We start from the raw sequence: 25,036 nt of genomic DNA, 5'->3' as shown, positions 1-25,036 counted from the left end.
CCGCTTCGTCGGGAGCGGTGTAGGCGTAGATCGCTTCCGGGGCGTCGATCTTGTGTCGCTCGTGGGCGACGCCTTCGTGACAGCGTCGCTCTCGGGCAGCGGCTGAAATGGGCCATGCTGCCAACGGCCCCGGCGTATACACACCGGGGCCGCCCTTCCGGGTCATTGCACGTGAGAGTGCGCCGACCCACATCCCATTTTATGACCGATGTGCACTTCCGGCATAAGAGATTCATTGGACAATATGGCCTAAGCGGAAGCGGAAACGGCTGTTCCACTCGTGGGGAGTGGCCGTGATTGCCGCTCCCTCGTGCCGGGCGTTGACCTGGAGTCTGCGGGACGGGGGTGGAGACGGCCTGTCGGCTCTTCGAGGGGCCCGTGTCAGACTTCGTCCGCCTGCGTGCGATCCCTCCCAGCGGATCGACTGGTGACGAGCCAGGACTGGGCCGGTTCTGCCACGCGCGTGGTGTCCACGGTGAGGTGGAGGCGGGTTCCGCTTTCACCGTCCGCGGGGTAGCTGCGCTGTTCGGTGGCGGCGAAGCATCGACGCAGAACCTCAGCGACCCGGCGGGATGCCTCGGGGGACACGGCGACGATGCGGACGTCGGCGCGCCAGTCCGAGGGCGGTTCCGATGGCTTCATGCTGACCTCGCTTCTCAGAGACGACGTGTCGGTGGTCTGGCGCCATCGCGTCAGACCACCGATATGTCGGGGGAACCGGCGTCATACCCGGCCCCGGTCGTGGTGCTCGCTGTGGGTGGTGACGGCGGACGCTCCGGTGGATCCGGCCGGTGGTCGACTCTTCCGGCTCCGTCGGCCGGGCCGGACCAGGTTCTGTGCCGCCGAGCCGGCCCCGCCGTCGGTATCCCAGTCCTCTTCCTGGCTCCGGGTTTCTGTCCCTTCGCGGGCCGAGTCCTCCTCGGCCATCAGAGCGCTGGCGGTGAGGAGGCCCCCTGGGGCGGCTGCGGCCGACAGCAGCCGGGCGGCGGCGGCCGCCCCGGTCTCCGGCGGGATCACCAAGAGGTCCCAGCGGCCTCTGGTGTAGGAGAGGAGGATCAGCTTGTTCGGGTCCTGCTCATTCGCGAACCAGCCCACGTGCACCGTATGCCCGGTCACGGGCACCTTGCGTGGGATCACCGGCCAGTGGGCCGGGTTCACCGTGACACGAGTGATCCGGCCCCAACGTGCGTCCAACACGTCCGTGAGGGCGGGGAGTTCACGAGACAGGTCGCGGGAGCGAGGCCACCAGGCACCGTCCAGGAGACCCGGAGCCGACCCCGTCGGGGTCAGGGACAGCCGGACCGGCGGCGAGGGCACAGGATCATTGATGGCCGTACGTTCCATGGACGCGGTCATGGCGCGGACCTGTCCCCGGGCGCGTCTTCCACGTCCCGGTGTTGTTGCTCGCCGAGAACGACACCCGCCTGGGAGCCGGTGTGCGAAGTACTCCCGGTGCTCTCACTCTACTCCGGCTCTACTCCGGTCGGTGGTCCTTGAACGTGTGCGTGACCAGGCATTTGGGGCCGGACGCAGGGGCTCAAGCGCCTCGCGCTCTCAACGACTCGGGAACCTTGGGGATCTTGGGGACACAGGACGGGATTCCCGGCTGCGTTTCGGGGACTCACCTGGTGATGGTCCAACGGCTTGGCCGGTCTTGTCGCCGGGCTTGGGCAGCCATGAGGTGGCGGGCGCCGACGGTGGCGGGCGACGGTGGCGGGCGCCGACGGTGGCCGGCCTGCTGGGCCGCCGGGGCTTGCCGAGGCATGATGAGGTCATGCAGACCCGACCTGTCCTTGTCTATGACGGCGACTGCGCCTTCTGTACGACCTCGGTGACATTCCTTGAGCGGCACCTGCGAATTCGCTGCGCCGTTACCCCATGGCAGTTCACGGATTTGGCCTCTCTCGGCACCACCCGGCAACGAGCGGAGTACGAGTTGCTGTGGATCACGTCGGCCGGGTCTGTGCACGGCGGTGCGCAGGCCGTCGCCAAGCTACTGCTGAACGCGGGCAAGGGATGGGCATGGCTGGGCGGAATGCTTACCCTGCCTCCCTTTCGCTGGATCGCCCACGGCGTCTACCGCCTCATCGCCAACAACCGCGAGCGGATGCCGGGCGGTACTCCGGCCTGCGCGTTGCCGACGGAACATAGGCCAGGGCCACGGGCTACGGAATAGCTCCTTTTTGCATCGGTCACGAACCGGCCTGTCCCGATGCGATGGACCCCGATCGTGCTTCTTATCTGCAGGCTTCTTGTGCACGGGACCGCGCAGCCTCGGGAGGGCCGCCGTGCGGTCCTGAACCGGGCCGATGCAGGCGATCAGCGGGCCCTCGTCGTTGCCTGGCGTTGCCGTCAGCGTTGCTGTCATGCGGAAAGCAGTGAACAGGCCCGGCTCTGTCGAGCGGGGAGCGATCTCGTAATTCGAATCATCGCCGATCCGAAAGCCCGCCACGCGGACTTTGGTCGACCTTTCGCGCGTGAGGTGAATTCGCGTCATGACGGTATCGGATGGCGTATAAATCCGATCGAATGATGACAATTTAGTGCGCCACGAAATTGCTCGGCAAGGGAATCACTGAACCGCTTTCGTGCGTGCTGGAGTCGGCAAGCGCCGACACGCCCATGAACGCCCGCCCGAAATAGCCATTGTGTAGCGAGTTCATGGAAATCACTCGTATGCGTCACATAAATGCGTACTCGGCAGTGTTGTATGCCAGCGACAGAAAAGGACGGCCTGCGCAAACCGGGAAGTGCCCGCTACGCCACCGTCTCACTCAGGAGTTGGTCCCTCGATGACGCTCAATTTCCCTGGCACGGCTCTATGGCGCACGATGTCGACCTGGGTTGGGGCGGTACTCACCGTACTGCTCGCCGCGACCGTGGTCGCCGCTACATCAACACGGGCGAATGCCATCGCGACACCTGTCCCTCTGGGTACAGCGACCAGTTACGCGGTCCTGGCAGGTCAGTCGGTCACCAATACCGGCCCCTCGGTGATCACCGGAGACCTCGGCGTGAGCCCGGGTACGGCGATCAGCGGGTTCCCGCCGGGGCTGGTGAACGGGACTCAGCACTCCGCCGACGCGGCGGCCCTTCAGGCCAAGTCCGACCTGGTCGTGGCATACAACAACGCTGCCGGACAGGCCACGGACGCCGCTCTTCCGCCGGACGCCGGTGGCCTGACGCTCGTTCCGGGCGTCTATACCGCTTCGTCGACGCTGGGACTCACCGGCACCCTCACCCTGGACGCGCAGGGCGACCCCAACGCCGTATGGGTGTTCCAGGTGGGTTCGGGGCTGACGACGGCGTCCGCCAGTCGGGTGCTTCTCATCAATGGCGCTTCGCCGTGCAACGTGTTCTGGCAGATCGGCAGTTCGGCCACGCTGGGCACCGGCACCACCTTCGTGGGCACCATCATGGCCCTGACTTCGATTTCGGTGACCACGAACGCGAGCATCGACGGCCGGGCGCTGGCGCGTAACGGCTCGGTGACGCTCGACACCAACAGGATCACCCGCCCGCAGTGCCCCGGCACGACGACCGGGGGGACCACGACCGGTACCACCGGCGCCACCACGACCGGTACCACCGGCGCCACCACCGCGGGCACGACGGGCAGCGCCACGAGCGGCGTGCTCGGTGGCCTGATCACGGGCGGTGTCACGAACGGTGGTCTTCTGGGCGGGGTTGTGACGGGCGGCATCGTCGCGGGCAACACGGCCGGCAACATCAGCGGCGGGAATGTCACCGGTGGGAACGGCGGGAAGCCCGTCAAGCCCATCAAGCCCGGCCACGGCCACCACGGCCACCACCAGAAGCCGGGCAAGCCGCACCACGGACACGGCCCGTGGCACGGCGGTCCCCACCACGGCGGTCCCCACCACGGCGGTCCTGAACACGGTAAGCCGGAGCACGGCGGTCCGGAGCATGGCGGTCCGGAGCATGGCGGTCCGGAGCACGGCGGTCCCGAGCACGGCGGTCCGGAGCACGGCGGTCCCGAGCACGGCAAGCCCGAGCACGGCGGCCCGGACCACGGTGACCAGGGCTATGGCGGTCCCGAACGCAGCATCCCGAGTAGCTGGGGCGGCCACCAGGGCTACGGCGACAAGCCGAACATGACCGGTGAGCGCACGGCCTTCACCGGCTGACAGCACGAGCACGACCGGTGGCGCGGGACGGAATCAGGAACGATCCGTCCCGCGCCATCGGCGAAGGTACGAGGAACACGCAGGTGAGCACCGAATTGGAAAGGCCGGGTGGGGCTGTGCCGGGCGGCATCGAATCAGCGGATGTGAAGGACCGGGAGCAGACAGGCACCAGGCCGACGGCAACGCAATCATCCGGAGAACCGCCCCCCGTCCGCGCATCGTCCCGGTTGGCCGTTCCGCTGAGGGCGGGGATCTGGGCCGCCGTTCTGCTGTGTCTGGCGGCATCTCTGATCCATGTGGTCATGGTGTTTCTGCACGTGGCTCCGCCGAACCCCGTCTCCCGGCAGCTCAGCCGGCAGGTCACCGCCTGGGTCTATCCGCTCTTCGAGCAGAACTGGCGGCTGTTCGCCCCGGAACCGGAGTCCGTCAACCGGCAGATCTCCGCGAGAACCGCGCACACCGCTCCTGACGGAACCGTCCAGGTGAGCGCCTGGTTCGATCTGAGCGCGGTGGACAATTCCGCCGTCGAGCACAACGTCTTCCCGAGCCATACGACGCAGAACATGCTGCGCCGGGCCTGGACCTCGTACTCCGAACTGCAGGGCACCGACGACGTGCCGCATTCGGAACGCGCTGTGATGATCCAGAAGTATCTGCGCAACATCGCGGCGAACCGTGTCGCCGCCCTTCACCGTGGCGCGTTCGAGTCCATCCAGCTTCGTGTGATCGCCCGGCCCATCACCGCGCCCGCCACGGCGGATGCCGGCCGGTCGAAGGCCACGACCACACAAGCGCCCGTCGACACCCGTCTTCTCCCCTGGTGGAAGGTGACCCCCGATGGGAACTGAACACAAGCCGGGCGCGGCTCCCGCTTCTCAGCCGCGCATCCGCCTGCGAGCGTGCGCGGACATCGCGGGGCGTCTCCTCCGCCGGGCCGGTGCGGTCACGGCGACGCTGACCGAGCGGCCGGTGTCCCTGTATGCCGCCGCGGTGCTGCGCATCGGGTACGGACTGCTCTACCTCGCCTTCCTACTACGCGAGTTCCCCCACCGTGACGGAATCTGGGGGCCGGGTTCGGCATGGACGCCGGAGCTGGCGAAGGAGCTGTTCGACCAGACGGGATGGGTCAGCATCCTCACCTTGTCCGACAGCAGGGCGTATTTCGAGGTCTGTTACGCGGTAGCTGTCGCGACGTCCGTGCTGTTCACGCTGGGCTGGCGGACCAGAGCCGTATCCGTACTGTTCGCGGCGGTGGTGGCGTCGTTCCACGCCAGGTCGATCTTCATGACGGACGGAGGAGACAACCTCATCCTCCTCATGGCCGTCTATCTCGTTCTCACCGCGTGCGGCCGACGCTGGTCCCTTGACGCGCGCAGGACCCGGCTTCAGGCATCCGAAGACAGAGCACCGAAGCGGCCGACGGGTCAGGCGCGCCCGGCGAAGAGCGGGCTTGTGGCTCAACTCCGTGACGCGCGCGCAACGTTGGTCACCGTGCTGCACAACTGCGGCATGTTCGTCATCGCCGCCCAGGCGTGCATCCTCTACGGCTCCGCCGGCCTGTACAAAGTGCAGGGCAGTTCCTGGGGCAGCGGGGCCGCTCTCCATTACGTACTGAACCTCGACCTGTTCCGTCCGTGGCCCGCGCTGTCTCTCATGGCTGACGGCCACACCACGCTGATCACCGTCGTCGGCTATCTGACCGTCCTGTTGCAGGTCGCCTTCCCGTTCGTCCTGTTCGGCAGGCTCAAGTACCCCGTCCTGACGATGCTGTTGGGCATGCACATGGGTATCGCGGTATTCATGGGGCTGCCGCTCTTCTCCGGCGCGATGATCATCGCCGATGCCGCGTTCCTCCCGGACCGCTTCTACCAGTTCCTGGGGCAACTGTGGCGGCGTACACCCCAGCCTGTGGAAGCCGTCGTGGCGCGCTCACCCCGGGAAGGCACCGTGACCGTTCCGTCACAGCCTGGCCCTGTAGCAGTACCGAGCACCCGTTGATCGCCTCGTCATCTACCGTTGCGGCGCGATCTGTCCGGCTTGACGAAGACGCCGACTGTATCTCTTCCGGCCTCGTCGGCCCCCGAGCAGTAACCGGCTCTCTTCGTCCTCGTTGATTGCCGTGTGGAGCGACACCCTCTTGAGGCCCCGACCGGTCGGCGGGGCCTCAAGCGTGATGGGCGTCACCGGTCGTCACAGCGGGCGACCCTTTGCCCCGCCATTGCAGCCGGCACACAGAGAGAACCGCCTGCTTCGGAATCGCCGCCGGACCGCCGACCGGTACTCGCGACGCGCGCGGACGTTCGCCCAGGTGCCGGCGTCGATGATGGCGGGCCATTTACCGGGCCCGGCCCCGGAGTTCCGCTTCGGCGCAGGGCGGGAGCGAAGGCGGGATTGCGTCTTCGGCCCGTTGGGTTCCCAGTTCGCCACCGTCCTTCGGTGCGGGAATGCAGCCGTGACGTCCCCGGCGCTGACTGTGGTGAGCGGTCCTGCGGGCTCGGGCAAGACGACGCTCGCCCACGAGATCGCCCGGTCGCTCGGTTGCCCGGCTGTCTGCCGTGATGAGATCAAGGAGGGGATGGTCCACTCCACCCCGGGGTTCTAGTGCTCTGACCGCATAGGTTCACCGGGTTGGTCTCCGGCTCTGCACCGACTCAGGAAGCGGTCGTGGTCACCCAGGTGCGAAACAGCGTGAGGGCCTCGGTGAGGTTTCCGGGGCCGCACGCGGCATGGAAGGTTTTCTCAGCGGTCCAGGCGCAGACCCAGTCCTGCGTGCTGCGGTTGACTTCCTGGCGGGGGTACTCGCATTCTTCCAGATCCGTCTCCTCCAGATCGATCTCGATGGTCCAACCGGGATTGTCGAGCGTGGCGATTTTCACGCCCCACTCGTGTTCCCAGTGGCCGTCGCACTGCTGCGCGTACCAGCTCTGCAGCCAGTCGAGAAGGGGCTGTGAATTGCTCATGGCACGAGATGCTAGGCAAGCCGCACGCCACCAGGCATGACTGGTCCGGCCTGCAAGGGGAGAAGCGATGGCAGAACCTGTACGAGTACGCAGACTGAGCGACCAGGAGGGGCAACGGCTGCAACAGATCGTGCGCCGGGGCAGCACCAGTTCGGTACGGTACCGCCGCACGATGATGCTGCTGGCGTCGGCCGGCGGGAATCGGGTGCCGGTCATCGCCCAACTCGTGGCAGCTGACGAGGACACCGTGCGCGATCTCATCCACCGCTTCAACGAGATCGGCCTGGCCTGCTTGGACCCCAAGTGGGCGGGAGGCCGTTCCCGCCTGCTCAGCCCTGACGATGAGGACTTCGTCGTCGCGACGGCCACCACACGCCCGGTCGGACTCGGCCAGCCCTTCAGCCGCTGGTCGATCCGCAAACTCTCCGCCTACCTGCGCGAAGTCCACGGTCGGGTGATACGCATCGGCTGCGAGGCACTCCGTTGCCTCCTGTCGCGACGCGGGGTTACGTTCCAGCGCACCAAGGCCTGGAAGGAGTCCACCGACCCGCAGCGAGACCTCAAGCTGGAGCGCATTGAGCACGTTCTGGAGCACTTACCCGACCGCGTTTTCGCCTTCGACGAGTTCGGGCCGCTCGGCATCCGCCCCACCACAGGGTCCTGCTGGACGCCGCAGAACCGACCCCAGCGGATCCCGGCGACCTACCACCGCACCCACGGCGTCACCTACTTTCACGGCTGTTACTCCATCGGTGACGACACTCTGTGGGGCGTCAACCGCCGCCACAAGGGCGCCGTGCAGTCCCTGGCCGCCCTGAAGTCGATCTGTGCCGCCCGTCCCGACGGCGCCCCCATATACGTGATCACGGACAACCTGTCCGCCCACAAGGGCGCCAAGATCCGAACCTGGGCGAAGAAGCATCGGGTCGAGCTGTGCTTCACCCCGACCAACGCCTCCTGGGCGAACCCGATCGAGGCCCACTTCGGACCCTTACGGCAGTTCACCCTTGCCAACTCTCACCACCCGAACCACACCGTCCAGCCCCGCGCGCTGCATGCAATGCGGTCAGAGCACTAGGCGAGTGCCGCGATCCGCTCACGTGGCGGACTCTCACGGTGTTCTTCAGCGTCCTGCGGACGATGCTGGAGGCAGGTGTGACCGTCGTCGCGGAAGCGGCCTTCCAGGACAAGCTGTGGCGGCCGAACCTGGAGCCCTTGGCCGGGGTCGCGGACATCCGGGTGGTTTGCTGCGCTGTCGGCAGTGCCGTCGCCCATGAGCGGATCGTCCGCCGGGCCGAGGTGAACGTGCGGAGGGCGGCGCACGCCGACCACGACCTGTTGCGGGCCATCGCCAATGGCGAGTGGCCACTGGAGGCGTGGGTTCCGATCTCGCTGGATGTACCGACGCTGGTCGTGGATACGAGCGACGGCTACGCCCCGGGTATCGAGGAGATCGTGTCGTTCGCCGGGCAGCCGGCGGCCAGTAGCGCCGGCTGAGGGCACCGGCTGCCTGGCTGGGCTTCAATCCGGCCAGTTCCGTTCGTACCACCTCGACGAGGTTGTCGATGATCTCCGGCGTGACCTTGCTTGCTCGGTAGATGATCCCCGTGTTGGTCTTGGGGTCTCCCGGCACGGGCAGGATCACCTGGCTGACGCGCCGGGGGATTTCGTTGTCGGCCAGCCGACGGGTACGTACGAAGAGCCTCCGAGCCGCTGGCCCGGGGCTTTCATGTGGAGCGGGTGACGAGAATCGAGCTCGCGCTCTGAGCTTGGGAATCAACGGCGCCCAGGAGCGCCGCACTGCCCTGAACAGGGATTACTTGGGCCTGCGAGCTGTATCGGAGCCGGTCGGGTTGACCGCTTCTGACCTCGGTGTACCGCACTGAAGGGCTGGGATGGGGCTGGCCTGCCACTGGGCGGAAGCCAGTGATCGGCGACGACCGGTCGGCCATCTTCCCGTTCGGCCTCGCGCCCGGCGACCAGTGGTTCGCGTATCTGATCCACCGGGCTTGATGACCGGACTGAACGCGTCCACCCGTTTCCAGGCCGGCCTGACGGCGGCAACGCGGCGGCCGGCTCTGAGCCGCGGCGTTGCCGCCGGGCAGCTCTGGTGTGTCGCGCGAATCGGTCAGGCTCGGGTCGGGCTGATCTGGTGCGGCGCGTCGGTGGCGGTCTGGTGCGGGTGAGGGGCCGCCTGTACGGGCGGTTCCGTACGGCGGTCGCGCTGGGTGGCGAGCAGTGTGATCGCGAGGACGGCCTGGACCGTCAGGATGAATGCCTGTGTTATGGGTGAGTCGACGGTCAGTACGGCCATGGTGGCGTTGAAGCCGAGGTGGACCGCGATGGATGCCGCGACTCCGGCACGCTCGTAGGCGTAACCGGTCAGCAGTGCCACCGGCAGGACGCTGAGCGAGAACATCAGGCCGCTCCAGCTGACCAGACCGAGTTCGGCCTGGACCGTTCCTTCGATGAAGAACAGCGGCAGATGCCATACCGCCCAGACCGCACCCAGCACCAGGCCGGTCTGAAGACGGCTCATGGACGCGCGCAGGCGCGGATATGCCGTGCCGCGCCAGCCGGGCTCCTCGGCCAGCGGACCGGCGATCAGCATGCTGACGAAGAACGGGACGATTCCGCCGACGGTCGAGATCAGTTCCCTGCCCTCGGTCAGGCTCACCCCCGGACCGCCCAGGAAGTCCGCGAGCAGCGCGCCCGCCACCACGCTCGCCGATGCCAGCACCAGCAGGGGCAGCGCCCACAACAGCCGTATGCCCTGCCGGAACTTCACCGCACGAGCGGGCACGGGTTCCCCGCGGCGGGTGCGGCGGATCCGGACCGCGATCGCGCCGAACACCGGACCGAAACCACCGAGCAGATAAGGAACGGCGGTCGGGGAACTCGTCGGCGACCCGCCGAGCACGATCGCGACCAGCCAGAAGGCCCAGGTCGTCGTGAACGTGACAGCGAAAAAGAGAGCGAGGCCGCCCGGCCGGCCCTGGACGTCGCCAGCCCCGGCCTGCCGCGGCGCTTCGCCGCTCCCGGTCAGTCCGGTCCCGCTCTTCCGCTGGAACATGTCCGCCGCCCTTTCCGCTGAGGCGCTCCCTGCGCCATGTCCATGACGCTACGGACAGCGAGAACTCGGCACACTGGGTGTACAGCCCGGCCGTGGGGTGGTGCTGGGTACACCCACGCTGACCGGTCAGGACCCGATCCCGCCGATCGGGTCGGCGGAGACGGTCGGCGGGAACGACTGTTGGCGAACGACCCGATTGCCGGCGCGGTGTCGCAGTCCCAGGAACGTGTCCCTTCCTTTCGGTACTCGCGGAGCGACCGCGGCATCGCTGCCCGGCGTGCTGCTACCCGGCCTGTTCGACGAAGGTCCCCGTGATCACGTGGGTGTGGCCCGCGCCCGGGGCCACTCCGTCCGCGCGCCTATGTGCGTGAGTACGGGGGTGTCCTGCGTGGGTTCCATGCCCCGCATCCCGGACTGCGCGCCGCCGGTCCGGCCGGCAGGAACCGGGTCGCAGCGCGCCGAGGAGGCACCGTGGCCCGGCGCTGCCCGGCAGGGTCAGTCCGTGGGGCGACCCGCCGTCAGGTCACCGGCGAGGAGCGCCCAGATCTCCAGGTCCTGGCGGAGGCCGTTAAAGGGGAAAACCTCACGGAGGGTTCCCTCGTGGCGCATTCCCAGACGTTTGGCGACGGCGATGCTCCGGGTGTTCGCGGGGGTGACCCGCCATTCCACGCGGGCCATCCCCCGCTCTTTCACTGCCCAGTTGACCAGGTGGTCGGCCGCCCGGGTCACCAGTCCCCTTCCTCCTGCCTCGGGGGAGAGCCAGGCGCCGAGTTCGCACACCCCGGACTGGGTGTCGAAGACCCGAAACAGGGCGCCGCCTTCCAGTTTTCCGTCCACCCAGATTCCGAATATCCGGCCACTTCCCTTGGCCTGTTCATCGGCATACCGCTGGAGCCACTGACGGGCCGATTCCGTATCGGTGATGACATGGGCCCAGGGGAGCCAGGGCGACAGGTGGGGGCGCACCCGGTCCACGTAGGCGGCGAATGCCGTGGCTTGCCAGGGTTCCAGTGGGCGCAACTCTGCAGTTTCGGACAAGAGATGGCCGAAAAGTGCCACAGTAAGTCTCCCGCGTTCGTGATTTCCGGGTATTCGGTCGCCGTGCCGAACCATGCTAGTGCCGGTCGCGGCACCAGGTCCTTCAGCCGTAGCTCAGAGCGAGTTCGCTGGTCCGGCGTCTACGATGGCGTTTCGTCTCCGGCGCGGGCGGCCTGGACTGCCAGGAGGCGGCGGTCAGCATGGGCAGTGTGATGTGGCGGTACCGGCCGTGCCAGTGGCGTACTTCGCAGTCGGCCGGTCCGCACCGGTGCTTGCCGAGTTCGATCGCGTCTTCAGCCCTCCAGCGTGCGCCGGCGACGTGGGCCAGGTGTTCCGGCGGGGTGTCGGCCGGGCCCTGGGCCAGGTAGTAGCCGAGGTCGTCGGGTGTCTCGGGGCGGCGACGGGCAATCATCCATCGGCAGTACCAGGGCTGCCCCTGCTCCGCGGCGCCCGCGGGCTCCTCCGGGGTCGACGATCCGACGGATCCGCCACTGCCACCAGCGGGAACCTGCCGGGCTCGGGCCTGCCTCGATCGGCTGCCACTCGCTCTTCTCCGCGGCAGCGACCAGCTTGTCGATCCGCCGCCGGCCCGGCCGGGGCAGTACCGTCCGGGCACCGGAGACGTTGACCACGTAAGGCAGTTGTCGGCTCTCGGCGATGCGGGGTTTGGTGGCAAAGCCCACCGTCCCGGGCACGTGCGCGGTCGCGCAGCGCTCGCGATCGTTGGCCCGGACTCGCGGCAGCTCTTGGCGAACCCGGTCTCATCGATGACCAGCACCCCGTCCGCGCTGTCGGCCGGCCCGTCCAGCGCATACCGGCGGACGCGGTCGCGCAGCTCGTCAACGTCCCACTTCGCCCGGTCCAGCAAGTGCTGCTGCCCGTCGGGACGACGCCAGCCGGCTACCCGGCCAACTGTCAACCGTTCTCGCGCGAGACCGGGCCCAACGACCCGCGTACACACATGCCTTCGCCCGCCGCCGCAAGTCCGCCCGTGGGAAGACGTCGCCGACCTGCGGCAACAACTCCTCCGACTCGGCGTCCCACTCAGCTACTTGTGAAACCTCACCGGACCACTTTTCCAGGACGGAAAGTCACCCCGACGAACCTGATCAGCGCACTACAACTGAAGGGTTGGGCGCGGATGGCCGAAATATGGTCAGTGGTGTCCATATATGTCTTGGTAAATCATCCTAGCGTGATCGTGCAGCGCATGGATGTGCAGGCGAAATCTATTGTGTGGGTTTTGGCCACTCGGAAGGATCGAGTCCTGAGCGAATTGACTTATCAAGGTAACTTTCCATTCAGGGGGAAAGTACGTGAATAAATCCTTTTCTGGGCTCTTGGGTGTGGCAATTACCGTCATATTCGGCGCTTCTTCGTGCGTTATTTCGGCGCAGATCGGTGCCGGGCAGGGTGAATCCGGAGAGGCCGAGGTCAAGGTGCTTGCCGACCATGGGTGGGGCCCCTGACGCCGTAATGGCGACAGCGGCGTGCGCATTTCGATCCTTCCGGGGCCGGAATTCCAGTGCAGGAATGAGGGTGGGGCTGTGATGGCAGCTATGAGCGTGCATGACGTCGTGGCACAACAGGTCGAGCAGCGACCCGACGGCTGTGCCGTACGTGATCCGGCAGAAGGGGAGGGGCTTTCGTATCGCGAACTCTGGGAGCGGGCCGGGTGGCTCGCCGCGGAGCTGGCGCGGAGCGGAGTCCGTCGCGGGGATCTGGTCGCGGTCCCCCAGGACCGGTCCGTCGACCTCGTCGTGACCTTCCTCGGCATCCTGCGCTGCGGCGCCGCCTACCTGCCGCTGGACGGGCTCGCCCCGAAGAACCGGCTTGCCGGCATCGTCGCCGAGTCGGGCACACGCTGGGCCGTCCACTCGCCCCGCCAGGACGCGCTCGCCGGGCCGGCCGGCTGCTGGGCGGAGCTCATGTCCTGGCTGCCCCGCGGGGTGGAACCGCTCCCCGTGCTCTACGAGGATCCGGGGCATCCGGTGCCCGATGTGCAGAGCCAGGGGGACGACCCCGCGTACGTGTCCTTCACCTCCGGCTCGACCGGGCGACCCAAGGGCGTTGTGGTCCCCCACCGCGCGGTACTGCGGCTGGCCCTGCGGTCCAAATTCTGCGCCGTCGAGCCCGGCGACCAGGTGGCCAGCGCCGCCAATCCCGCGTTCGACGCCACCACGTTCGAACTGTGGAACGCCCTCACCGCCGGCGGAACGGTGGTCGTCTTCCCTTCGGCCACCGGCCTGCCCCTTGACGACTGGACGGCGCTGATCCGCAGCGAGCGGATCGACACCATGTTCCTGACCACCTCCCTGTTCCACACCGTGGCAAGGGAGCGTCCGGACGCGTTCGGCACGCTGCGCAACCTCGTGGTCGGGGGCGAACAGCTGGAGATGGCGGCCGTGCGGAAGGTGCTGGCGGCCGAACCGCCGGGCCGGCTGGTGAACGGATACGGACCGACGGAGACGACGACCTTCGCCGCCTACTTCGACTGCACCGAGGACACCCTCGCCGGTCTGGAACGTATCCCCGTCGGATACCCGCTCCAGGACACCACACTCCACCTGCTGGACCAGGACCTCAAGCCCATCCCGACCGGTGACACCGGCGAGCTGTGCGTGGGCGGCCCCGGCGTCGCACTCGGCTACCTGCGTCGCCCGGAGCTCACGGCCGAGCGGTTCACCACCCTCCCCGCGAACGGGGAGCGGATCTACCGCACCGGTGACACCGGTCGGCAACTTCCGGACGGGGCGATCGAACTCCTCGGCCGAAGCGACCGCCAGGTCAAACTGCGCGGCTTTCGCATCGAGCTGGAGGAGATCGAGCGTGCCGCGCTGGACTGCGGGCTCGCCGACTCCGCCTTCGTGGAGAAGGTCGGCGAGGGCCCGGCCGCGTCCCTGGTCGGTTTCGTCCTGCCGTCCGCGGACGGACTCGCCGCGGTGGGTGTCGGTGCCGTCGCCGAACTGCCCGCGTCGCTGGACGCGAGGCTGGCCCGGACCCTCCCCACCTACATGCGCCCCGCCCGCTGGCTGGTGCTGGACAGGGTCCCGCTCGGCTCCACCGGCAAGGCCGACCGGGCGCAGCTGCTGAAGCTGCTCTCGGCCGCGCCCTTTGCCCCGGACCCGGCCGGCTCCGCCTCCACGGCCGAAACCGCCTTGGCGCAGCCGCCCGTCACCTCTGAGCTCGTGGCCGTGCTCGGCGACATCTGGCGTGAGGTGCTGGGCACCGAGCAGGTGCTCCCCGAGCACAACTTCCTTGAACTGGGCGGTAATTCCATCCTCGCCATGCAGGTGGCCGCCAGGGCCCGGCAACGGCTCGACGCACCCGTCGACGCGGGCGCGGTGCTGCTGTGCGACACCCTGGGGGAACTGGCCTTCCATGTGGCCGGCACCTTTCCGGGCGAAGGTCTCGCGGCCGGCTCCGAGCCGGCCGGACCGGAGCGGGAGGTCACCGTATCGTGACGGCCGGAACTGGCACCGGGAACACCGCCGCACGCGTCGAGCCGCCGGTCTTTCCGCTGTCTTTCGCGCAGGAGCGGCTGTGGTTCGTGGACGCCGCGGCCCCCGGGAACGCCACCTACAACGTCCCACTGCTGTTCCGCTCCCACCAGCCGCTGGACGCCGCGGCATTGGCCCGTGCCCTGGAAGCGGTCACGGTACGGCACCAGCCGCTGCGGACCGTCTTCCGACTGGACGACGGCAGGCCCGTACAGAGGGTGTTGGAGGCACGCCCCGTCGAGGTGGAGGTCGTCGACGTCGCGGGCTCGGCGGATGCCGGGGCACGGGTGCGCACGGAAGCGGCAGCCCGTAGCCGCCTGCCCTTCGATCTGGCCGAAGGACCGCTGCTGCGGTGCACGGTGTGGCAGGGGCTGCCGGAGGGCGGGAACGCCGTCCTGCTGACGGTCCATCACATAGCGGTGGACGGCTGGTCGCTCGCCCCGCTCTTCGACGACCTGGCAGCGGCCTACGACGCGGCCCTGGACGGTCGCGACGCGGCGCTGCCCGCCCTGCCCGCCGCCTACAAGGATTTCGCCGTGCGTGAGCGTCGCACGGCGGACGATCCCGCCCTTCGGCAAGGCGTCGAGGACAGGGTCGCGGAGCTGCTGAGCATTCCCGTGGGCCTGGAGCTGGCCGGACGCATGCCGGCCCTCGCCGCCCCGGACGGTTCCCGCCCGGGGCGGCAGGTCGCCCGCGGCGTTCCGGAGAAGGTCCGTAAGGGCGTGGCACAGCTGGCACGTTCGCTGCGGGTGACTCCGTATGTGGTGCTGGCCTCGGCGTTCCAGGCGGTCCTGCACCGCTGGTCGGGACGGAGCGAGTTCCTGCTCGCGACGATGACCGCCAATCGGGCGCACGCCGACCTCGAAGAGGCGGTGGGGTTCTTCGTCAACACGGTGCCGCTGCGTTGCCGGGTCGACCCGGAACAGTCCTTCACCGAGTTGTGCGGCGCCGCCCGGCGCGAGGCGTTCCGCTCGCTGACGTACCAAAGCATTCCGTTCGACCGGCTCACCGCGGCCGCCACCGTGGCGCAGGGGGAGGGCAGACGGCCACTGGTCGACATCGGGTTCGTCTACCAGAACATGACCGTTCCGCGGTCGGCGCGCACCTGGTGGACGCCACCCGAGGTGCTTGAGACCGGTACCGCCAAGTTCGATCTGCTGCTGATGGTCGACGAGACCGAGGACGGGCTCCTCGTCACCGTCGAGTACGACACCGACCGCTACCCCGCAAAGACGGCTGAGGCCGTGGCGGACGGGCTGGCGGAACTGCTGGAGTGGGTCGTCGAGGAATCCTCGGCCCCGCTGCGAGAGCTCCCCCCGCTGCCGGGGGAGCCACCCGCCGAGGCGCTGCCACCGCTGCCGCGGCCCGTCGCCGCACGCGTCCCCGTGACGTCCGGAAGCGGCATGACGAATCCGGTGACAGCCCGCTCTGCCGCACTCGCCGAGCGGCCCGGACAAACGGGGGACGAGCGCCGAGCGGCCGAACTCTTCGCCGCCGCGCTCTCCGGCCGGGACCACTCCGGCCCGGCGGTCGACCCGGCGGTTCTGGCGCCCACCGCGAACTTCTTCGTGCTCGGCGGCCACTCGCTGCTCGCTGTCACGATGCTCTCGGATGTCCAGCGCCGGTACGGTCTCGTGCTCTCGCCCCGGAACTTCCTCGCCGACCCGACGGTCGGGGGTCTCGGTCGGCAGCTCGCCGCCGCGGGGGCCGTGGACGGGGAGAGCGCCTCGTCCGGCGCCGGCCGTCCGCCGGCCGTCACGGTCACCGACGAGCAGCAGCACCCGGCGTCCGCGATCCAGCAGCGGTTCTGGTTCCTGGACCGGCTGCCCTCGCTGCGCGCGGCATACCTGATTCCGACCGTCGTGGAGTACACCGGCGCGGTGGACTGCGACGCGCTTCGGGCCGCGGTGGACGCGGTGCTCGCCCGGCACCCCTCGCTGCGCTCCCGGTTCTTCCTCGATCGCCGCAAGCGGCAGGTGTACTACAGCACGGACGGCGTACCGGCGAACACGTCCGTCACGAACGCCTCCGGCTGGAACGCGGCACGGTTGCGAGCGCATCTGTCCCGGCTCTGCTGGGCCTCGATGGACCTGGCGCGGGGCACCCCCGCCCAGGCGGAGATCGTGGTGCGGGAGGACCGCACACTGCTGGTGCTCGTGGTGCACCACATCGTCGCCGACGGGTGGTCGCGTGACCTGCTGATGGCCGAAATCGCCGAGGTGTACCGAGCCCGGACCAGCGGCCGCGAACCGGAACTGCGGGATGCCGTGCACCCCGCGCTGCTCGACACCGCCCATGACGCGCGCACCGACGCGGACGCTGCCGCGCAGACGGCGGCGATGCAGGAGCACCTGCGCGGCGCACCGGTGGATGTCGTCCTGCCGCACGACCGGCTGCGCGGCGAATTGCAGACCACCAACGCCGGGCTGTGCACCACCTGGATCGGCGGTGAGGTGGTCACCAAGCTGCGCACGGTCACCACTGGGGCCCTCGGCTGCACGATGTTCATGACCAGTGCCGCGTTGCTCGCGGTCACCTTGGCCCGGCTCGGCGGCCAGCGGGATTTCCTCTTCGCCTTTCCCTGGGCGGGCCGGGAGACCCGGGGCAGCACGGAGGCGGTCGGCATGCTCGTCAACACCCTGGTGCTACGGGTGGACCTGCGGCACAGCACCACCTGGGCCGATCTGCTGGCCCGGGTCAGGGAGAGCTGCATGACCTCGTACCGCAACGCCCACGTCCCGCTGGACGCGCTTGCCGCCGAGCTGCACCCCGACCGCGACCTGAGCCGCCCGGCACTCACACCGGTCTACCTCAGCTCCCAGAACAGGGCACCTGTACCGGACGAGCTCAGCCCCGGTAACACCGGCCGTTATCTGCCGCTCGACCCGCTGCACCTGAAGTACGAGCTCGAACTCGTGGTGACGGAGCACGGGGAGCACGACATGGAACTGGCCTTTTCCTACAACACCGGCCTGTTCGGTGAGGACACGGTGCGCGGGCTGCTCGCCGACATGGCGGTGGCAGCCGCGGACCTGGTCGCCGACCCGGATTCGCATCCACTCAAGAGGAGCATGTCGTGAATGACGCCACAGCCGAGCAGGCGTCGGCCCCGAACCGGACGGAACTTCTCCTCAAGGTCCGGCAGGCATGGGCCGACGTGCTCGACCTGGACAGTGCGGACCACGTGCCCAACGATGTCAACTTCCTTGAAGCAGGCGGGAGTTCGCTGCTGCTGATCATGCTCTGGGAAGAGCTCCACCCGCTCGCCTCCCGCACCCTGAAGGTCTCCGACCTCTTCCAGCACAGCACTGTCCAGGCGCAGGTCTCCCTGCTTGCCGGCTCCGACGAGACCGGTGAGGAGCCGGCCGCCCGGCTGGGCGCGCACAACCGTGAGGGCCTGTTGAGACGGGCGCGCCGAAGCCGGCTCGTATCCGAGTGATGGCGAACGAACGGGACACATCCATGACGAACAGCACGGACATCGCGGTCATCGGTGTCGGCCTCCGCTACCCGGACGCCACCACCCCGCACGAGTTCTGGCAGAACATAGACCGTGGCGTCATCTCGATGCGGGAGATGTCCGCGGAGCGGCTCAAGGCCGCCGGCGTCACCGACGAGATGCTCGCCGACCCCGCCTTCGTGGGCGTGGCCACCTCGCTGCCGGGAGTGGAGGAATTCGCCTCCGACTTCTTCGGCTACCCGCCGCGCGAGGCAGAGACGATCGACCCCCAGCAGCGGCTCTTCCTGGAGGCGTGCTGGGAGGCTCTGGAGGCCGCGGGACACCCGGCACGCAAGGACGGGCCGGTGATCGGTGTCTTCGCCGGCAGTGCCGCGGGCAACTATTCGGCGGCCCTGCTCGCCGCCAAGGCCCGGCAGCACGGGCTGCGCGCCGCGGTGGACGACCTGGAGCTCACCGTTGGCGGCCAGGCCGACTTCATGACCTCCCGGGTCGCCTACAAGCTGGGGCTTCGGGGCCCGGCCCTGAGTATCCAGACCGGCTGTTCCTCCTCCCTGTACGGGGTGCACTACGCCACCCTGAGCCTCCTGTCCGGCGAGTGCGACATCGCGCTGGCCGGCGGCGCCACTGTGCTGGAGCCCTTCCGCGGCTACCAGTACCAGCTCGGGGGGGTGCTCTCCGAGGACGGCTACTGCCGTTCCTTCGACGCGAGTTCCACCGGTACCACCTACAGCTCGGGCGTCGGCGTGGTCGCCCTGCGTCGTCTGGAGGACGCCCTCGCCGACGGTGACGAGGTGCTCGCGGTGATCCGCGGCAGTGCGGTCGGCAACGACGGAGGGGACCGGCTCGGCTTCGTCGCCCCCAGCCCCAACGGCGTCGCCGACGTGGTCGCCGCCGCGCTGCGCACCGCCGACGTCTCCGCGGACCGGCTCCGGTACGTCGAGGCCCACGGCACCGCCACCCCGGTGGGCGACAACATCGAACTCATCGCCCTCACCAAGGCATTCCGTGCCACCACGGCCAAGAGCGGCTACTGCGGTCTCGGTTCGGTCATGTCCAACATCGGACACACCGGCCCGGCAGCCGGCATCGCGGGCTTCATCAAGGCGGTGCACGTGGCGCGCACGGGCAAGATTCCGCCGCATCCGACCTTCGAGAGGCCCCGCGACCCGGGCATCCTGGAGGAGAGCCCGTTCTTCGTCACCACCGCGCCCGAGCGCTGCGCGGAGCCCGAGCGCCATGTGCTCGTGAACTCCATGGGTGTCGGCGGCACCAACGCCGCCGTGGTGCTGGCCCCGCCGCCCCAGCCGGAACGGCCCGTCGCGCCGCGGCGGTCCACGGTACGGCTGGTCCTGTCGGCACGCACCCGTGCCGAGCTGGACCAGCAGTCCCGCAGGCTGGCCGACGCCCTCGACGAGGGCGAGTTGCCCGCCGCGGATGTCGCCCACACGCTCCGGGTCGGCCGGGCCGCCTTCGACGAGCGACGGGTGGTCACCGCTCCGGCGCACCGGCTGACCGCCGCGCTCCGGCTGCCGCGCCCGCCCTCCGTACGGACCAGGCGAATCGACGGTGTGCGCTCCGCGCTGGTGGTGCTTCCGCCGGCCGGGGCACCGCAGCCGCCCGCCGCGCTCGTGGCGGGGCTCAAGACGGCGCTGCCGGCCGGTACACAGGTCGTGACCGCCCCCCTGGAGAAGGAGTCCGAGGGTCGCTTCGTGCTCCTGGCCGGGCACGGAGAGCCGGCCGACGACCGTCATGTGATCACCGCGGAGTCCTGCGCCGACGCGGACGAGAACACCGTGGCCGAGCTCCTGGACGAGGCCGCGACGGCGGCCTGGCTGTACGGCGTCGAGGTGGACTGGGAGGCGCTGGCGGACGGGAGGGGGCGCCGGGTGACGCTGCCGACGTACCCGTTCACCCGCAAGCGGCACTGGGCCCTGGACCGGCTGCCCGGGTTCGACCAGCCGGCGACGCGACCGCCGGACACCGGCGTGACCGCCCCGGCCGGGTCGGGTTCCGCGGCAGGCACCGCGGGTCCGGCGGGCGTCGCGCCCACCACCCTGGAGGCGCAGTTGACCGAGCTCTGGAAGGAGCTCTTCGGTCACGACACCATCGGCCTCGACGACGAGTTCGCCTCCCTGGGCGGCACCTCCCTGCTGTCCGTGCGGATGGTTCTGGAGATCCAGCAGCGGCACGGCGTCCTCGTCAACATCCACCGGGCAGGCGGCAGCCAGGCCACCCTCCGTCGACTCGCGCAGATGGTCTCCGGGCTGCAGAACGGTGCCGGGTTGGGCGATGCCGAGGTCGACCCCGCCGCCGACGGCGACGGTGCGCTGATCGACGCGGACCTGCAGATCCCGCTGGAGCCGCTGGCCAAGCAGTCGACCCCTGGCCGGGACGTGCTGCTCACCGGCGCCACCGGCTACCTCGGCGCCTTCCTCCTCGACGCACTGGTCTCCGCCTCCAAGGGCCGCGTCTACTGCGTCGTACGGGCTGCGGACGAAACCGAGGGCATGGCTCGGCTGAAGGCCACCGCGGCCAAGTTCGGACTGCCGGAGCCGGATCCGGAGCGGGTGCACGCGGTCCCCGGTGATCTGCGGGACATCGGCACCGTGTGCGGGGAGTACCGGGGCGGTGAGCTCGCCACGCGGATCGGGCACGTCCTGCACTGCGCGGCCAAGGTCGTCTTCACCGAGCCGTACCGGATGCTGCGTGAGGACAACGTCCTGCCGTTGGTCGGGCTGCTCAATTGGATGCGTCCCTTGGGCATCCGTGACATCGGCTTCATCTCCACGGTCGCCGCCACCGCGCCCGCCGGGCCCGAGGGACGGCTGCTGGAGACCCGCGATCAGGCGCTGGACCCGCAGCTGGGTGGGTACGGCGTGAGCAAGTGGGTCGGCGAACGCATTCTGGACCGCGCGGACCAGGACGGTATGCGGGTCCGGCTCTTCCGGCCCGGCCTGATCATGGCTTCCTCTCAGTCCGGTGCCTGCAACGACAAGGACCTCATCTGGTTCCTGCTCGCCAGTGGCCTGGTGGTGGGGGCGCGTCCGGTCGACAACCGTGGCATGCCGGTCTCGCCGGTGGACGTGCTCTCCCGTGCGGTCGCCGAACTCATGCTGTCCGCCAAGTCCGTCGGCCGCGCCTACCACTTGGTGGACGAGACCTCGCCCAGCCTGGAGGACCTGTTCGCAGCCCTGGAGGAGGCCGGTCTGCCCACCCGCGTCGTGCCGCTGACCGAGTGGCAGCGGCTGATCGCCGAGCAGGCCCAGGCCACTGGCAGCAAGGTGCTCTCCGCCACCGCCCTGTACGAGATGGAGGGTCACGAACTCGACGAGGCCGGCGTCCAGGCGAAGGGCTGGCAGCCCTGGCTGCGCCGCTCCCGACTGTCCCCCGTCGTCAGCGGTGAGCAGCTGCGCAGGGGACTGTCGTTCCTGGCCCACCGGACCGACGAGATCGGCTCCCTGCTGCCCGAGCTGGCGGCCGAGGGCGCGCGGAACGCCGCGAAGGAGGAGAAATGAGCGACACCGGCAACGAGAAGAGGTACACCCCCGGCGCCGCGCAGAGCCCGGAGGCCGGCACGGAGGGGCCGGTCCACCGGCTCGCGGTGATCGGCGCCGGCGTCATGGGCAAGGGCATCACCACCCTGGCCGTCGGCCACGGTCTGCCCGTCGTTCTGGTCGATCTCGACGAGAATGTCCTCGGCAAGGCCCGCGCCGACATAGCCAACCAGCTGCGGCTGGCCCGGATGATGGGCAAGTTGCCCCGGGAGGGCGCGACCGGTGACCTGGTCGTCACCACCCGCCTGGAGGACATCGCCGGGGCCACGACCGTGATCGAGGCGGTCACCGAACTCGCCCCGCTGAAGGCCAAGGTACTGGCCGAGGCGTCCGCACTGGTCGCCCCGGGGACCTTGCTGGTCTCCAACACCTCCGCCGTGCCCATCGACGAACAGGCGGACGCGGTGCGGAGGCCGGAGGACCTCGTCGGCATCCACTTCATGAACCCGCCCTACATGATCCAGACGGCGGAGCTGATTCGTGGGCCGCGCTCCGGGGAGCACGCCGTCGCCGCGGCCGGCGCCCTGCTCCGGACGCTGGGGCAGAACGGCATCGTCGTCGGTGACGGACCGGGCTTCGTGATCAACCGGATCCTCCAGCGCATGATCAACGAGGCGGCTCGCATCGTGGCCGACGGCATCGCCTCCCCGGCATCCGTCGACGCCGCCTTCCAGGGCTGCCTGGGCCACACCACCGGCCCGCTCGCCACCGCCGACCTGATCGGCCTCGACAACGTGGTCGACTCGCTGCGCGTGCTGCACGAGCGCACCGGCGACGCCGGCTACGAGCCCTGCGCCCTGCTGCTGGACAAGGTCGCCGCGGGCGACTTCGGCCGCAAGACCGGCCGCGGATTCTTCGAGTACGGAGGTAGCGCGTCATGACCACCCCCACCGGCCAGGCGGAGACCGCCCAGTCGATCCGCGAGAACCTGACCGAGTTCCTGCAAGGGCGTACCAGGACCGATGTCGCTCCCGACGTGGACCTCTTCGCCACTGGTCTGGTCACCTCGCTCTTCGCCATGGAACTACTGGTCCACGTGGAACGGACCTTCGTGGTGCAGGTGGCCGGCCCGGACCTCACCCTGGACAACTTCCGCAGCGTGAACCGGATGACCGAACTCGTCCTGCGCCTGCGCGGCGGTACCGATGCGTGAACGGAAGACGCGGGAGCCCGTGCCGTCCCCGGACGCGGCGCGGCCGGAACTGGAGCGGCTGGCCACCGACCTGGTCGGCGACCGCGCGGACGCCTGGGACCTGGCCGGAGAACTGCCCCGCGACCTGCTGCGCGAGCTGGGTGGCAAGGGCCTGCTGACGGCCCAGGTCCCGGCGGAGTACGGTGGCCCGGGCCTGAGCAGCGTCGCCAATGGTGAGCTCACCGCGCACGTCGGCTCCCTGTGCTCCTCCCTGCGCAGCGTGATGACCTCCCAGGGCATGGCTGCCTGGGCCGTGGAACGCTTCGGCGACGAGGAACAGAAGGCCGCTCACCTGGGCGCGCTGACGTCCGGTCAGCTGGCAGGTGTCGCGTTCAGCGAGCCCGGCGCCGGGAGCGACCTCGCCGCCATGGCGACCACGATCCGGCGGGAAGGCGACACCGTCGTCGTCGACGGCCGCAAGGTGTGGGTCACCGTCGGTGCGTACGCGGACCTCCTGGTCGTCTTCGGCCGGTACGGCACGGGAGCAGCCGCAGTCGTCGTCCCCGCGGACGCCCCGGGTGTCAGCTTGGAGCGGGTGGCCGATCCGCTGGGCTGCCGGGCGGCGGGCCACGCCGGTATCCGGCTCGAAGGGGTGCGGCTGCCCGCCGACAGCCTGCTCGGCGGCGCCGGTCTTCCCATCGACTGGCTGGTGACCTCGGCGTTGACCTACGGCAGGATCTCGGTGGCCTGGGGCTGCGTCGGCATACTGCGTGCCTGCCTGCGGGCGGCCTGCGGGCACGCCGCCACCCGAGAGCAGTTCGGTGCCGTGCTGGCCGAGCACCAGTTGGTCGCCCGGCATCTCGCGGAGCTCCACGTCGCCCAGGAGGCCGCCACCCGCTGCTGCGAGCACGTCAGCCGCTGCTGGGACGAGGGGAGCCCCGAACTGGTGACCGCCGCCGTGACCGCCAAGCACCTGGCGGCCGGGCAGGCGGCGCGCGGCGCTGCCACGGCTGTGCAGGTGATGGCCTCGGCCGGAGCCGGCGACGGCGGGCCGGTGGCCCGCGCCTACCGCGACGCGAAGCTCATGGAGATCATCGAGGGCAGCAACGAGATCAGCCAGTTGCTGCTGGGCAAGCACGCACTGGCGGTGTGGTCATGACCATCGGAATAGGCACCATCCACTGTGTGCTGCCCACCGAGTCCATGCTCGTGCAGGACCTCCCGGAGGTCCCCGAACTCGGCCCTGACGAAGCCGAGTTCCTCAAGGGCAGCGGCATCGCGACGGTGGGTGTTCTTGAGGGCCGTACCGCCGGAGACCTGGCGGTCGAGGCCGTCCAGGGCCTGCTGGCCCGGCTGGACGAGAACACGCCTGGTGCCTCGCAGCGGCCGGACACCCTGATGCTGGTCGCTCCGCGCGCGCCCGATGTGCTGCTCGGCTCCGACGTGTGCCGCGTGCAGGCGGACACCAAGCTCGACGGTGCCTTCGCGTTCACCGTGGACGGGCTCGGCTGCACCGGCTCCAGCGCCGCCTGGGGACTCGGCCGCGACCTGCTGCTGGCCGATCCCTCACGGCAGAGCGTGCTGATCGCCCACGGCAGCCGGCCCACCGGCCTGGACCGGGTCCGCCACCCGGTCACCGTGATCGGCGACGGCGCCTGCGCCATGACCCTGGTGCGGGGCGGGCGTCCCGTACTGCGGGCCCATCGAATGGAGACCGACGGCTCCTTCCACGACCTGTTCCGGGTCGACTACAAACAGGTGCCGTCCTACGAGTGGCGTGAGGAGTGCCATTCGGCAGACCGCTACCGCTTCGATCTGGCCATGCACAGCCGGTTGCGACTCGGCCGGATGGTGGACGAGGCCCTCGCCGAGGCGGGCGTGGCCAAGGACGACGTCGCCGCGACCCTCATGCAGAACGTGACGGCGAGCGCCTACGAGTTCTACGAGTCCCTCCTCGGTCTGCCCATCCACCCGGTCTGCAACGAGCACCTGGTCACCTACGGACATCTGGGCGCCATGGACGTTGTGCTGAACCTCGACCGGCTGCTGGCCCGCGGCGAGCTGCGGCAGGGCGACCTCGTTCTGGTCCTGAACAACAGCCCGGTGGCCGCCTGGGCCGTGACGTTGTGGGAGGTCTGACCGTGTCAGTGGCGAAAGCGGGAAGCGAGACG

Annotated in this window: 20 protein-coding genes; 14 read left to right on the top strand and 6 right to left on the bottom strand. The window is 69.3% G+C overall.

The genetic code is table 11. The features are described 5' to 3' along the window. Positions 1 to 381: 381 nt before the first annotated feature. Together ACFV6H_RS19520 and ACFV6H_RS19515 are read right to left on the bottom strand one after the other, a co-directional pair. The gene (locus ACFV6H_RS19520; RefSeq protein ID WP_385543499.1) at positions 382 to 642 is read right to left on the bottom strand and encodes a hypothetical protein; all 261 of its coding nucleotides are present in this window, start codon (positions 640 to 642) and stop codon (positions 382 to 384) included. Positions 643 to 723: 81 nt separating this feature from the next. Beyond that, positions 724 to 1,356, bottom strand: coding sequence for a DUF5994 family protein (locus ACFV6H_RS19515; protein WP_385543496.1), 633 nt, complete (start codon positions 1,354 to 1,356; stop codon positions 724 to 726). Between the two features lie 418 nt (positions 1,357 to 1,774). On the opposite strand from ACFV6H_RS19515, the gene ACFV6H_RS19510 reads away from it, so the two are divergent. The 4 genes from ACFV6H_RS19510 to ACFV6H_RS19495 all read left to right on the top strand — a co-directional run bounded on the left by ACFV6H_RS19510 (position 1,775) and on the right by ACFV6H_RS19495 (position 6,146). Then, entirely contained in the window at positions 1,775 to 2,176 is a 402-nt protein-coding gene (locus ACFV6H_RS19510) for a thiol-disulfide oxidoreductase DCC family protein (RefSeq protein WP_385543493.1), read from the top strand. A 616-nt stretch (positions 2,177 to 2,792) separates the two neighbouring features. Further along, a complete protein-coding gene (locus tag ACFV6H_RS19505) occupies positions 2,793 to 4,148 on the top strand; it encodes an ice-binding family protein (protein ID WP_385543490.1) in 1,356 nt (451 codons plus the stop codon). A gap of 317 nt (positions 4,149 to 4,465) precedes the next feature. Then, on the top strand, positions 4,466 to 4,996 hold the full coding sequence (locus ACFV6H_RS19500) for a DUF5819 family protein (protein WP_385543487.1): 531 nt from the start codon (positions 4,466 to 4,468) through the stop codon (positions 4,994 to 4,996). Next, positions 4,986 to 6,146 (top strand): HTTM domain-containing protein, encoded by a 1,161-nt coding sequence (locus tag ACFV6H_RS19495; protein WP_385543484.1) that lies wholly within the window; start codon positions 4,986 to 4,988, stop codon positions 6,144 to 6,146. The genes ACFV6H_RS19500 and ACFV6H_RS19495 overlap by 11 nt, the downstream gene beginning before the upstream one ends. Positions 6,147 to 6,799: 653 nt before the next feature. On the opposite strand, the gene ACFV6H_RS19490 is transcribed toward ACFV6H_RS19495, so the two are convergent. Next, positions 6,800 to 7,108 carry an immunity 53 family protein gene (locus ACFV6H_RS19490; protein ID WP_385543481.1) on the bottom strand — a complete coding sequence of 103 codons (309 nt, stop codon included), beginning with the start codon at positions 7,106 to 7,108 and terminating at the stop codon, positions 6,800 to 6,802. Between the two features lie 67 nt (positions 7,109 to 7,175). Here ACFV6H_RS19490 and ACFV6H_RS19485 point away from each other — a divergent pair, with 67 nt between their 5' ends. Then, the gene (locus ACFV6H_RS19485; RefSeq protein ID WP_385543478.1) at positions 7,176 to 8,186 is read left to right on the top strand and encodes an IS630 family transposase; all 1,011 of its coding nucleotides are present in this window, start codon (positions 7,176 to 7,178) and stop codon (positions 8,184 to 8,186) included. 77 nt (positions 8,187 to 8,263) lie between these two features. Continuing rightward, positions 8,264 to 8,605: a hypothetical protein gene (locus tag ACFV6H_RS19480; RefSeq protein WP_385543474.1), complete on the top strand. Its 342-nt coding sequence runs from the start codon at positions 8,264 to 8,266 to the stop codon at positions 8,603 to 8,605. Positions 8,606 to 9,236: 631 nt separating this feature from the next. Here the strand turns inward: ACFV6H_RS19480 and ACFV6H_RS19475 are convergent. From ACFV6H_RS19475 to ACFV6H_RS19465, 3 genes are all read right to left on the bottom strand, one after another. Further along, complete coding sequence (locus tag ACFV6H_RS19475; protein WP_385543471.1) at positions 9,237 to 10,181, bottom strand: CPBP family intramembrane glutamic endopeptidase; 945 nt, start codon at positions 10,179 to 10,181, stop codon at positions 9,237 to 9,239. A gap of 495 nt (positions 10,182 to 10,676) precedes the next feature. Continuing rightward, the gene (locus tag ACFV6H_RS19470; RefSeq protein WP_385543468.1) at positions 10,677 to 11,240 is read right to left on the bottom strand and encodes a GNAT family N-acetyltransferase; all 564 of its coding nucleotides are present in this window, start codon (positions 11,238 to 11,240) and stop codon (positions 10,677 to 10,679) included. Between the two features lie 82 nt (positions 11,241 to 11,322). Next, positions 11,323 to 11,631 carry a hypothetical protein gene (locus ACFV6H_RS19465; RefSeq protein ID WP_384978712.1) on the bottom strand — a complete coding sequence of 103 codons (309 nt, stop codon included), beginning with the start codon at positions 11,629 to 11,631 and terminating at the stop codon, positions 11,323 to 11,325. Between the two features lie 1,147 nt (positions 11,632 to 12,778). Here ACFV6H_RS19465 and ACFV6H_RS19460 point away from each other — a divergent pair. Genes ACFV6H_RS19460 through ACFV6H_RS19425 form a run of 8 tightly spaced genes read left to right on the top strand, consistent with a single transcriptional unit; the run spans position 12,779 to position 25,004 of the window. After that, the gene (locus ACFV6H_RS19460; protein ID WP_385543464.1) at positions 12,779 to 14,683 is read left to right on the top strand and encodes a non-ribosomal peptide synthetase; all 1,905 of its coding nucleotides are present in this window, start codon (positions 12,779 to 12,781) and stop codon (positions 14,681 to 14,683) included. Continuing rightward, positions 14,680 to 17,799 (top strand): condensation domain-containing protein, encoded by a 3,120-nt coding sequence (locus ACFV6H_RS19455; protein WP_385543461.1) that lies wholly within the window; start codon positions 14,680 to 14,682, stop codon positions 17,797 to 17,799. The genes ACFV6H_RS19460 and ACFV6H_RS19455 overlap by 4 nt, the downstream gene beginning before the upstream one ends. Beyond that, on the top strand, positions 17,796 to 18,158 hold the full coding sequence (locus tag ACFV6H_RS19450) for a phosphopantetheine-binding protein (protein WP_384978704.1): 363 nt from the start codon (positions 17,796 to 17,798) through the stop codon (positions 18,156 to 18,158). The genes ACFV6H_RS19455 and ACFV6H_RS19450 overlap by 4 nt, the downstream gene beginning before the upstream one ends. A 23-nt stretch (positions 18,159 to 18,181) precedes the next feature. After that, positions 18,182 to 21,694 (top strand): beta-ketoacyl synthase N-terminal-like domain-containing protein, encoded by a 3,513-nt coding sequence (locus ACFV6H_RS19445; RefSeq protein WP_385543457.1) that lies wholly within the window; start codon positions 18,182 to 18,184, stop codon positions 21,692 to 21,694. After that, the gene (locus ACFV6H_RS19440) at positions 21,691 to 22,614 is read left to right on the top strand and encodes a 3-hydroxyacyl-CoA dehydrogenase family protein (protein WP_385543454.1); all 924 of its coding nucleotides are present in this window, start codon (positions 21,691 to 21,693) and stop codon (positions 22,612 to 22,614) included. Before ACFV6H_RS19445 ends, ACFV6H_RS19440 begins: the two co-directional genes overlap by 4 nt. Continuing rightward, a complete protein-coding gene (locus tag ACFV6H_RS19435; protein ID WP_384079847.1) occupies positions 22,611 to 22,886 on the top strand; it encodes an acyl carrier protein in 276 nt (91 codons plus the stop codon). The genes ACFV6H_RS19440 and ACFV6H_RS19435 overlap by 4 nt, the downstream gene beginning before the upstream one ends. Beyond that, a complete protein-coding gene (locus ACFV6H_RS19430; RefSeq protein WP_385543450.1) occupies positions 22,879 to 24,024 on the top strand; it encodes an acyl-CoA dehydrogenase family protein in 1,146 nt (381 codons plus the stop codon). The genes ACFV6H_RS19435 and ACFV6H_RS19430 overlap by 8 nt, the downstream gene beginning before the upstream one ends. Beyond that, positions 24,021 to 25,004 (top strand): 3-oxoacyl-[acyl-carrier-protein] synthase III C-terminal domain-containing protein, encoded by a 984-nt coding sequence (locus ACFV6H_RS19425; protein ID WP_385543447.1) that lies wholly within the window; start codon positions 24,021 to 24,023, stop codon positions 25,002 to 25,004. Before ACFV6H_RS19430 ends, ACFV6H_RS19425 begins: the two co-directional genes overlap by 4 nt. The last annotated feature ends 32 nt before the right edge of the window (positions 25,005 to 25,036 follow it).

Source organism: Streptomyces sp. NPDC059743 (assembly GCF_042732975.1).
GTDB lineage: Bacteria > Actinomycetota > Actinomycetes > Streptomycetales > Streptomycetaceae > Streptomyces.
The sequence above is the reverse complement of the archived record's forward strand: the minus strand, read 5'-3'. Positions and strand labels throughout refer to the sequence as shown.